Origin of the sequence: Marinomonas pontica (assembly GCF_036322735.1) — a bacterium.
Taxonomy (GTDB): Bacteria; Pseudomonadota; Gammaproteobacteria; order Pseudomonadales; family Marinomonadaceae; genus Marinomonas; species Marinomonas pontica.
On record NZ_AP027271.1, the window covers coordinates 120,927 to 132,047 of the forward strand.

The 11,121-nt window shown below is 47.2% G+C and carries 9 protein-coding genes; 5 read left to right on the forward strand and 4 right to left on the reverse strand.

Annotated elements, in window-relative coordinates:
• Nucleotides 1-74 precede the first annotated feature (74 nt).
• The gene (gene aroE / locus AABA11_RS00550) at nt 75-950 is read left to right on the forward strand and encodes a shikimate dehydrogenase (RefSeq protein WP_338264560.1); all 876 of its coding nucleotides are present in this window, start codon (nt 75-77) and stop codon (nt 948-950) included.
• A gap of 26 nt (nt 951-976) precedes the next feature.
• Here the strand turns inward: aroE and AABA11_RS00555 are convergent, their stop codons facing one another.
• Nucleotides 977-1,753, reverse strand: coding sequence for an FCD domain-containing protein (locus AABA11_RS00555; RefSeq protein WP_338264562.1), 777 nt, complete (start codon nt 1,751-1,753; stop codon nt 977-979).
• Between the two features lie 247 nt (nt 1,754-2,000).
• On the opposite strand from AABA11_RS00555, the gene AABA11_RS00560 reads away from it, so the two are divergent.
• Nucleotides 2,001-4,892: an FAD-binding and (Fe-S)-binding domain-containing protein gene (locus tag AABA11_RS00560; protein ID WP_338264564.1), complete on the forward strand. Its 2,892-nt coding sequence runs from the start codon at nt 2,001-2,003 to the stop codon at nt 4,890-4,892.
• Between the two features lie 277 nt (nt 4,893-5,169).
• On the opposite strand, the gene AABA11_RS00565 is transcribed toward AABA11_RS00560, so the two are convergent.
• The gene (locus tag AABA11_RS00565) at nt 5,170-5,976 is read right to left on the reverse strand and encodes a TSUP family transporter (protein ID WP_338264566.1); all 807 of its coding nucleotides are present in this window, start codon (nt 5,974-5,976) and stop codon (nt 5,170-5,172) included.
• Between the two features lie 236 nt (nt 5,977-6,212).
• On the opposite strand from AABA11_RS00565, the gene AABA11_RS00570 reads away from it, so the two are divergent.
• Complete coding sequence (locus tag AABA11_RS00570; protein WP_265729628.1) at nt 6,213-6,428, forward strand: DUF2798 domain-containing protein; 216 nt, start codon at nt 6,213-6,215, stop codon at nt 6,426-6,428.
• A 75-nt stretch (nt 6,429-6,503) separates the two neighbouring features.
• On the opposite strand, the gene AABA11_RS00575 is transcribed toward AABA11_RS00570, so the two are convergent.
• Nucleotides 6,504-7,910 carry an alanine/glycine:cation symporter family protein gene (locus tag AABA11_RS00575; RefSeq protein WP_265729629.1) on the reverse strand — a complete coding sequence of 469 codons (1,407 nt, stop codon included), beginning with the start codon at nt 7,908-7,910 and terminating at the stop codon, nt 6,504-6,506.
• A 270-nt stretch (nt 7,911-8,180) separates the two neighbouring features.
• Nucleotides 8,181-8,858, reverse strand: coding sequence for a pyridoxamine 5'-phosphate oxidase family protein (locus AABA11_RS00580; protein WP_338264569.1), 678 nt, complete (start codon nt 8,856-8,858; stop codon nt 8,181-8,183).
• A gap of 105 nt (nt 8,859-8,963) precedes the next feature.
• Between AABA11_RS00580 and pdxR the strand changes: the two genes are divergently transcribed.
• Both pdxR and AABA11_RS00590 read left to right on the forward strand, forming a co-directional pair.
• Nucleotides 8,964-10,454 carry a MocR-like pyridoxine biosynthesis transcription factor PdxR gene (gene pdxR, locus AABA11_RS00585; protein ID WP_338264571.1) on the forward strand — a complete coding sequence of 497 codons (1,491 nt, stop codon included), beginning with the start codon at nt 8,964-8,966 and terminating at the stop codon, nt 10,452-10,454.
• A gap of 232 nt (nt 10,455-10,686) precedes the next feature.
• The gene (locus AABA11_RS00590; RefSeq protein WP_338264574.1) at nt 10,687-11,055 is read left to right on the forward strand and encodes a hypothetical protein; all 369 of its coding nucleotides are present in this window, start codon (nt 10,687-10,689) and stop codon (nt 11,053-11,055) included.
• The last annotated feature ends 66 nt before the right edge of the window (nt 11,056-11,121 follow it).

Consider the following 11,121-nt stretch of genomic DNA (forward strand, 5'->3'; position numbering starts at 1 on the left):
TTTCTGGCGACTGGGTTTGCTACCATGCGGTGAAGTGTTCTTTTTACAGCCACCAAACATGGAGAAAATTCGGTATGTCGAAGCATTTCTTAAGCAAGTTAACGGGGTCTTTTGCCACGCCAGCCTTAGAAAACCCCACGGGCGTGATGATGGAAGCCGCGTATCGAGATTTGGGTTTGGATTGGCGTTATATTAATTGTGACATTCAGCCTGAGGACCTTAAAAACGCCGTATTAGGTGCGAAAGCCATGAATTGGCGCGGTTTTAATTGTTCAATTCCTCATAAAGTGTCGGTTATTGATCACCTTGATGAGTTAGGCGAGTCAGCTCGTATCATTGGTGCGGTGAATACTGTGGTGAACCGTGATGGCAAGCTAGTTGGTGAAAATACGGACGGTCGTGGTTTTGTTGAATCCGTTAAATCCAGTTTAGAGCTTACTAATAAGCGTGTTGTTTTGTTCGGCGCTGGTGGTGCGGCACGAGCGGTTGCGGTTGAATTAGCTTTGGCTGGAGTGGCGCACATAACCATTGTGAATCGTAATCAAGAGCGTGGCGAAGAGCTTTCCAAACTGGTTGCCGATAACACGTCGGCTGGCGCGGAATACCATGCTTGGACAAAGCAATATCAGATTCCTGCCGAGACGGATTTAGTGATCAATGTGACCTCTATTGGTTTGTTTCCTAACGTAGATGCAGAGCTAGATATAGACACAGAATCAATTAAATCAAGCATGGTAGTTGCAGATGGGATTTTTAATCCACCTGAAACGCGATTGATTCAAACCGCGAAAACTAAAGGCTGCACGACGGTAAATGGCTTGGGCATGCTTGTCCAACAAGGCGCAATTGCCTTCGAATATTGGACGGGAAAAACACCTTCTATCGAGGTGATGAAAGCCGCATTGAGTGATGCTTTGTGCGTCACTGATCTGGAAAGGACAGAAACATAATAGTCACTGGAATCCCCAAAGATTGTTTACAACGGGTTCTGGTGCTCGTTTCTGCGTAACGAGCGCTGGATCCGCGTTTCTTCTTGGCGCATTTTCAGTAAGTTATCTTCCACGAAAACCAAATGCGTATGCGCCGCCGTGCGAGCGGCTTCGGCGTCGCCATCCATGATGGCTTGATAAAGGTTGGTGTGTTGTTCCATTACGCGCTGTCGAGCGGCTTGCTTCTCAAATAGATTCCTTAAGTTACTCGAAATGCTTTTCGCCAACATGGCGTGCAAGCTGCGAAGTGTGTGAAGCAACACCACATTGTGCGCCGCTTCCGCAATGATCATGTGAAATTCCACGTCTAACTTGGCTTCCAAAGCGAAGGCTTTGTTTTGGTTGGCTTCTATCAGCTGATTAAAACAATGTGTCAGCTTGGTTTTATCGGCGTCGGTACTTCGCAAAGCGGCGTAATAAGCGGCGAGACTTTCTAGCGCATCGCGAAACTCCAATTGGTCGTATAAAAACTCATCGTGGGAACTGATCAAATCTTGCAGCGGATCGGCAAAGGAAGTGCCTAGTTGTTCGGAAACGTAGGTTCCGCCGCCATGACGACTGAATAATACACCGCGAGCGATCAGCTTTTGAATGGCCTCCCGCAACGAGGGTCGAGACACTTCAAAGCGTGCGGCTAATTCCCTCTCTGGTGGCAGTTTTTGTCCTGCCGTAAAGCTGCCTTCTAAAATCATGCTTTCGAGTTCTTTAATGATGATGTCGGAAATTTTAGGCTGCTTAACGCGACCAAAGTGATTGGATTCCATGACTTTTCCTAAAAATGTCTTCTTTAACGGTGGTTTTCTTAATTGCTGTGCATAAGTTAAAAAGTGGTAAAACCAATTAATCTTGCTGCTAAAATTCACGAAATATCGACTAAACTATCAGTTGACAAAGTTTATCTGACTTCTTACTGTGCCTTATATTTAAAAGGTAAATTGGTATTACCAATTTGTCTAGCGTTAATTTTTAGTATGAATAATAAAAAACAGGCGACTCGCCGTGGGACTTCTGATGAACACAGCCACCACTGATAAAGACTCAATTGCTCATAAAACGGCTCAATATCGCGATGTGTATTTTGCTTTGAAAGACGCAAAAAGCGGCGCGATTGAGGAATCTCGATTGATTCGTGATCCACTGCGTACCTTGGCGTATGGCACGGATGCGAGTTTTTATCGGTTGATTCCGCAGCTGGTAGTGCGAGTCGATAACGAAGCGGAAGTGCAGTTGGTGCTGAAAGAAGCCAGAAAGCGCAATTTGCCAGTGACATTTCGAGCGGCAGGAACGAGTTTGTCTGGGCAGGCAGTAACCGATTCCATCTTGATGCAATTGTCCGATAACTGGAAAGGTCATCGAGTTCACGAACATGGCCATCATATTTCACTTCAGCCAGGTATTATCGGTGCGCGAGCGAACCAACTGCTCGCGCCTTTCCAACGTAAAATAGGCCCAGATCCTGCGTCTATAAACGCTTGTATGATTGGTGGTATCGCTGCCAACAACGCCAGCGGCATGTGTTGTGGCACGGCGCAAAACAGCTATCACACTATCCAAAGTGCCCGTCTGATTTTTGCCGATGGCTCTTTGTTAGATACCGCTGATGGGGCCAGCCGATTAGCCTTTGGCAATCGCAACGCTGACTTGCTCGATACGCTGAGCCGTTTGTCTAAAAGCGTGCAGGCTAATAGTGAATTAGCTGAAAGAATTAGACACAAATACCGTTTAAAAAACACCACAGGATACAGTTTAAACAGCTTAACCGATTACCAAGATCCGTTTGATATCTTGCTGCATTTGATGATCGGCTCCGAAGGCACCTTGGGTTTTATCAGTGAAGTGACCTATGAAACCGTGGTTGATCATCCGATAAAAGCCGCAGCGATGATCTTTTTTGACGATATGGAAACGACCTGCCGAGCGGTGACTGCGCTAAAAAGTTCGCCTGTGTCTGCGGTGGAATTGATAGATCGAGCTGGCTTGCGTGCGGTGGAAGGCAAACCGGGCATGCCGGAAACCTTGTCGTCCCTTGGTTCGCAAGCAGCGGGTTTATTGGTCGACGTACGCGCCGCCGATGCCGAAGAATTAGACGCCAATTTGGCCTTGGTGAAACAAGCATTAAGCGGCCAAGAAACACTGAATCCCATTGAATTTACTCAAGACAAAGTCACTTACGATTCCTATTGGAAGATCCGCAAAGGCTTGTTCCCTGCCGTTGGTGCGGTGCGTCCAGTTGGCACGACAGTCATTATTGAAGACGTCGCCTTCCCTGTCGAAAAACTTGCCGAAGGCGTTTTGGAGCTACAAGGCGTGTTTCAAAAACACGGTTATCGTGAAGCGATTTTGTTTGGTCATGCGTTAGAAGGCAATTTGCACTTTGTCTTTACCCAAGGTTTTGATGATCCGAAGGAAGTGACGCGCTACGAGCAGTTAATGGACGAAGTCGCGCAATTGGTCGCGGTGAAATACCAAGGTTCGTTGAAAGCGGAACACGGTACTGGCCGTAACATGGCGCCTTATGTGGAATTGGAATGGGGTAAAGAAGCCTACGACATCATGTGGGAAATCAAGCGTGCGTTTGATCCGCAAGGCTTGCTGAACCCAGATGTGATTTTATCCCACAATGCCAATTTGCATGTGCAGAACCTCAAGCCTTTGCCAAAGGCCAACGACAAAGTCGATACCTGCATCGAATGTGGTTTCTGCGAATCCTCTTGTCCGTCAAAATCCATTACCTTAACGCCTCGTCAACGCATCGTGATTTGGCGTGAGATTCAGCGACTAACCGCAATGGGTACAGATCCTAAGCGTTTAGAAGAACTGAAAAAAGACTACGATTATCAAGGCGTTGATACCTGCGCTGGCTGTGGCTTATGCTCGATGCAGTGTCCCGTTGGCATCAATACCGGCGATTTAACCCGCGAATTACGCCATGATCGTCACCCAAACAGCAAAGTCGGTTACTGGATTGCCGATCATTTTGAAGGCGTCACCAAAACAGCAAAAGTTGGCCTCAACCTTGCCAGCGGCGCGCGTCGCATTATTGGCGATTCAGGCATGACAACCATTAGTTCAGCGATGAATAAAATCTCCAATGGTGCTGTGCCGAAGTGGCATAAACAGATGCCCAACGCCGCGTCGTCTTTGAAGTCTATTCCTGTCATTCAATGTAATGAGATGCAAAGCAATGACCTACAAAAAGAAGTCATTTACTTCCCTAGCTGTGCGACTCGTGTCATGGGCGCGGGGCCGAATGCCGACGATAAACGTTCCGTCATGGAGGTGATGTTCTCTGTATTGCAAAAAGCAGGCTATAAAGTCACTGTACCCAAAGACATCGATAGCCAATGCTGCGGTATGGCGTTTCAGTCCAAAGGACAATTCGACGCAGCGAACAAAAAAACCAACGATCTCAATAATTTACTACTCGAAGCCAGCGATAACGGACGAATTCCTATCGTCTGCGATGTCAGCCCTTGCTTGCTACGAATGCAAGAAAGCCTTGATCCTTGTTTAGAACTGCATGAACAAGTTGGCTTTGTCTCGACTCATGTGATGCCAAATCTAACGGTGAAAGATAAGCTCGGCAAAATAGCCCTGCATGTCACTTGCAGCACCACCCGCATGGGTCTCGCCGATAGCTTCGTACAGCTTGCCCACCAACTCGCCGATGACGTGGTGATTCCGCCAGACATTACCTGCTGTGGCTTTGCTGGCGACAAAGGTTTCTCGACACCCGAACTCAACGCCAGCGCCTTGAAAACCCTCGCCAAAGCCGTAGACGGCTGCGAAGCGGGTTATTCAAACAGCCGCACCTGCGAGATTGGCTTATCGGAACACAGCGGCATCGAGTATCAATCTATTGTCTATCTGGTAGATCAACTGACTGAATCCTCACCCGCCTAGTTAGCCGATCAGCCGCACTTATCAAGAGGACGTTTTGCTTGCGTCACTGACGTCGTCAGCGCAAAACGTCCTCTTGAACCGCTCCTAAATTGGGATATTCGCAACATCGAACGAATAAGCTCTGATATCTCGGCATAAGAGTTACGCCAGCAGAGTATTTCTCATCAGTTTTTTTGAACAACTGACTTTGATATCGCTGTTTCCAGATCAACATCTCGCGGATGTTTGCGCTTTAGCGCCGGAGCGAGAGTTGATCTGGAAACAGCGTTACTGCGGACTAAAGCATAAACGTCGAGTACAAGCCAAATCCGCAGACGATGAGCAGCGCCCAGCCGACGAATTGGAAGAAGACGGGCGTTTCGGCTTTTTGGATGCGTTCATGTAGTTTTTGCCCAAAGACGTGACCAAGTAAGGCACAAGGCAGTAACCAAAGTTGATGGATTAGTTGTAAGTCGATATCGGCGATCAGGAAAGAGGCCATCTTGATCATCACCAAAATGAACCAGAGTACAAACAAGGTATCGCGCAGTTGGTGGCGTGGGACTTTGGTGGCGAAGACGGAGACGATGAGCGGTGCGCCGATTAAGGAGGTGCCGCTGACGTAACCGCCAAGCATAAGGAAAATGGTGTCGAGGAATTTGTTGTTGGTATAAAACGGTTTATTCAATATGTAAGACACAGCAAAAACGGCGACGATAACGAAAATCACGCCTGTCACTATGTTGCCGGGTAAGGTTAATAAGCCAAATACGCCGATCAGTTTCGGCACTATCATAATACCGAGGGCTTTCTTTAAATAACCCCAAGCGATGTTGCCTTGCGCTTCTTGCGGTGCTTCGCCCCGCTCTGCGGTGAGTTGAGCTTGTTGTTTGGTGGCTCTCGATCCTTGCCAAGCAATCCAGCTGGAAAACACCAGAAGGTGGATGGAAATAATCGGTAAAAATAACAAAGGATCGTTTTTGACTAACAATAGGAAAGGCAAAGCGAGTACGGCGCCGCCAAATCCTAAGCCACTGCGGACAAAGCCGCTCCATATAAAAATGGCGCCGATTAAGGCGTATTGCCACCAGAGTAAGTGTTCCATGAGCACCCTTTGTCGTTAGAAGAATAAATGATGAGGGTTAGTGTAACCAAAGTTGCTGTTGAAGAAATTGCTGTGTGAGGTTTCGTGCGAAGTTTATTTTGAGAAATTAGTATATTTACGCATATTGTTGTTTTCTAATATTGAGATGACCTTGAGTCGGTTAACTGTTTTTTGTCGGGGCACTTTATTGATCGGTACGAACGATAGAGAGATGAAAAGCGCATTAGGAGAGAAAAATGAAGCACAGAATTATATTTGCGATGTTAATGTCGTTTACGTTATCGCTGGTGATGTCGGCATGGATTACCTATGTGAACATTGGAGTAAGATCCGACTTTGTGTCTATTTGGATGCATGCATGGGTCTTGGCGTGGCCGGCAGCGGGGATAATTTCGTTTATTGCGGGGCCGTTTCTGCACGGTTTGGCGCATAAAATAGCAGCCAAGCTGTAAGCACAAAAAAACGCGACGAGCTTTGGGTTGCCTGTCGCGTTTTTTGCATCAGAAACAAATGAGTATCTAACCGCCTTATTTGCTTGGTTTTTCGTCCCAAACACTTAGGTCAATATCGTCACGAATTTCTGGGTAATCGTCTGAATTAAACACCGGTGTATGAGTCTTTAATTGAGCGAAATAGTCTTTGGTCAGTTTTACGACCAAGCCAGATAGCATCATGATGGCGATTAAGTTGATCGTTGCCATTAGACCCATTGCCGCATCCGCGGCGTTAAATACCATTGCCACGCTTTCATAAGCGCCCCATGGGATCATGGCAAGCGCCAATACACGCAAAACAAAGATACCTGGTTTATTGGCCCATTTTAGGTAAGTCAGTGCATTTTCTGCGTAGCTGTAGTTACCAATGATGGACGTGAAGGCAAAGAAGAAGATCGCGATCGCTACGAAGTAATGACCTGCGCTGCCGATGTGAGTTGTCAATGCCGTTTGCGTTAAGGCAATGCCCGTTTGACCATTACCCAAAGCGCCAGACAGAAGAATCATCAAAGCCGTTGCGGTACAAATCAGCAAGGTATCAATGAACACACCAAGAGACTGAACCATGCCCTGAGAGGCAGGGTGATGCGGGTTCGGAGTTGCCACCGCGGCAATGTTTGGCGCAGAACCCATGCCCGCTTCGTTCGAGAATAAACCGCGTTTAACACCGTTTAGCATGGCGCCTAAAACGCCACCTGCGGCTTGTTCGATACCGAAAGCGCTTTTAAAGATTAACGCGAACGCCGCTGGCACGTCAGAGATATTAGTAAAGATGACATACAGAGCGAGCAGCAAATACAACACCGCCATGAATGGCACAACGATTTCAGCAAAACGCGCGATTTTCTTGATACCACCAAAGATAACAACCGCCGCCAACAGCATGATCACAATGCCAGTGACATTGGTGTCGATGCCAAATGCGCCTTCCATTGCGCCTGCAATAGAGTTGGCTTGTACGGCATTGAAAACCAGACCAAACGCTAAGATAAGCGCAAGTGAAAACACCGCACCCGCCCAAGGGGCTTTTAAACCTTTGCTGATGTAAAACGCTGGACCGCCGCGCAATTGACCATTTTGATCACGCATTTTGTAGAGCTGAGCCAAGGTGCTTTCCGCATAGGCGGTTGCCATACCGATAATGGCTACCACCCACATCCAAAAAATGGCCCCTGGGCCACCTAAATAGAGAGCAACCGCGACCCCGGTCATGTTGCCAGTGCCAACGCGAGACGCGAGGCTAGTGCATAAGGCTTGGAAAGGCGAGATACCGCCACGATCCGATTGTGGGGCTTTCATTACGGTGCGAATGAATTCTGGAAAACGTCGAATCTGAATGAATCCTAAGCGTAAGGTGAAATACACACCGACCGCCAACAGTCCGTAAATTAGGATATAGCCCCAGAAAATAGTGTTCAGAAAGTCTATGATTGCTGCCATGTAGGGCACTCCCGTTACTCGATAATATCGATGGTTTTATTGTTCGTGGGTTGAATTTAGCGTGCCTTTTTGGATAAAAAAGACACACTAAGAAACGCGCAGACGCTTAAAAAGGGTGCAAGAGTAGCGATTTAATGGGAAACCGCAAGAGGAAAAACTTTTTTGCGCACCTAAAAAGTGCATAAAAAGTGAGTTGTGTGTCATGAAAGGGTCTTTTGGCGAACTTTTGCGATGGCGTTTTGTCGCCATCGCAAAAGCTTTCCGTTTAATTTAAGACGCGTTTGGATTAGTGGGTAAATCAAACTGGCTTGTTTGTATTGGATCCTGTTCTGCTTCTCCCCATGATTTTTCTAATGGGATAACGCCCGCCCAAACTGGCCAGTCTTTGTCTTCTGGGTCATCGATCGGTGGCTCTGCTCGGAATTTGACTGAGGCCTCTTCTATTTTTATTCGGACTAAGCCTGTAGCTTTGATTTCGGTGTCATTGACCGGTCTTAATTGCGTCCATCGACCCGGGCTGACTTTTTCTAGGAAAATCTCAAATTGGCGACGTTTCTCTTCATGGTCTTCAATCCATTCTGGTACGCCAAACAAGGTTACTGAACGATAGTTGACGGAGTGATGGAAAGCAGAACGCGCCATGACTAAACCATCGAGTTGTGAAATGTTAATGCAGACCTTTTCTGGTGCATCAATAGGCCCTTTTACATTTCGAGCTTTGGAATGGCCATGCCAATACAAGTAGTCACCATCACGCCAATGGCAAGTGGGTGTCACAAAAACTTGCCCTTCTCTGGTTTGCCCGACATGGCACATAAGCGAAGAGTCGATAATATTCAGCGCCGTTTGTTTGTCGTAGGTTGCGCGGTTGGGTCCGCGCTTTATCTGACTTAAATCGGTTTTGTTTAACCTTGTTCCATCTAATGTGGATTGTGTTGCTTCGCTCATGGTGGCTTTCCTTGTGTCTTTGTCTATGACGGTTTATAAGAAGAATGTAGATCAGTCTGGCTTTTATAAAAAGAGCCAGAATAGAGATAAAATAAAAGGCCAGATATGAACTATGCCGTTGCCAGTTTGCGCTTGTCTTTGGACGAGCAGGGCGCACCGTATTATCAGCAGCTCACAGAGCAAATCCAGCACGGCATTCGGTCGGGCGCGTTGTTGATTGGCGATAAGCTGCCTTCGTCGCGTTTTTTAGCCAGCGCATTAGGGGTTTCTCGTACGACGACATCGCGGGCTTATGATCAGTTAATCGCGGAAGGCATTTTAACCAGCGAAGAAAAGCGTGGTGTGTTTGTGGCCGCTTTGCCTATGCTTGGTGATCGGGCGGCGGCGCTTAAACCAACGATGCCGTCCAGTGATCAGAAAGCAATGTCAACAAGGTGGGCGTTTGATGCGGGCGTGGATGTGTCGGCTTTTCCCACTAAAGAGTGGGCAACGAGTATGCGCCGTAGTTGGTTGTCGCCGGATCTGACGGTGTTAGAAGGCGGTTATCCTACGGGTTACCCTGACTTAAAAAACGCGATTGTCGATTATTTATATCGCGTGCGTGGTTTGGAGTGCTCTGCGGAACAAATCATTGTGACGGCAGGCAGTCGCGATTCGTTGTTACTTTTGCAGCGTGCGTTTGCCATGTTGGCTGGCGAGTCTTTGGCGTGGTGGATTGAGAATCCCACCTACCCTCCTATTCGTGAAGCGCTTCATAAAGGCATCGTGGGGACGCTGAACATAGATGAAGAAGGCCCTTGTCTGGCGGATAGTGAGTTGGCATCGAATGTGGCGGTTGTCACGCCCAACCGACAATACCCACTGGGTGTAAGCATCAGTGCTGCGCGTCGTCAGCAATGGTTGCAAAGGTTACAGAATGCGTCGCCAAGCTGGTGGATTATAGAAGACGATTACGACAATGAGTTTGTGTATCAAGGGCGCAGCAATGTGCCTTTTATGCAGACGGCGAGCGTGCATGATGCCGCGCGGGAACGCGTTTTTTTCGTGGGAAGTTTTTCGAAGGTATTGTTCCGCGGTTTGCGACTTGGTTTTATTGTCGCACCGAACAAGCATGTTGCGGTAGTAGAGAAAAGCCAGCGCGTGTTAGGGGCGTCGGCGTCTTTGCCAATACAACCTGCGGTCGCGGATTTCATGCTTCAAGGACATTTTGATCGTCATGTGAATCGAATGCGTCGTCATTATCGACTGAAACGAGATGCGTTGCTTGTTTTACTCGACCGGCATTTATCTCCTTGGTTTGAATGGAAAAAGCCTCGCGGTGGCATGCATATTTTGTTGATGATAAAAGCCGATGTGTTGTCCGCCATATCGACGGAGCAAGCCATTGATCAATACATCGCGGAGGATTTGGTAAATCGACAAATAGTGCTGTCGCCCTTATCGCTGCATTTTTCGGCCCTGTCGCAAGACGAGCGCGGTTTTGGTTTTTTGTTGGGGTTCAGTGGGCCAACTGAAACGACAATGGCGCAAATTGTTGTCGCATTAGAGCAGTGGTGTAAGGAAAACATGAGTTACAATAAGACGTACAAATTGTAAGGAATTTGTATTGTAAGAGTGCTAGTCTTGTGGTCTCCGGCACAAATTAGTCAAATTTCCATAAGACAAGAATGTGAATTTTTCTAAAAAGACGGTGAAGCAAATAGGAACAAAGGCTAAACTACGCTTTGTATGGCTGTATAAATTTTGCTATATTTCGCACACGTAAATTCGTGTGAAGCGAGTAACAGCGGCAACTTCACTTTGGTTTTTTGTAACTTGGATGGATAAATTGAACGCATTTCAACGTATTCTACTTGTATCATTGCATGATATATCCAACGTTTTGGCGGCTTCTTTACGCCCATTGTCTGTTGTTTTTGCTGTGTTTCTGTTTGCCCTTACGGCGTTCTCTCTTTTAGTTATGGGTGGCTTCGAAGCCATCGTAACCGACCCTATTTTTAATGCGGGGCTTGTTGCTAGCCTTGTATTTATGCCCCTGTTATTGGTTAGTTATTGGTCCGTTATGGCCAATAACAACCCTGCTCGCCAGATATTGGCCTTCTCTTTAATTCGTGTGATTGCGCCTAACGAGCAATCACGTTGTGCTGAGGCACGACGCACGATGAGATGTGGAGCTCCCTTTTTCAGATTTAGGTGATCCAAGAAAATTATTACTGCGTTAATACTCTTAACTCGGTAATGGTTTTTGTGCTGTTTACAGTGT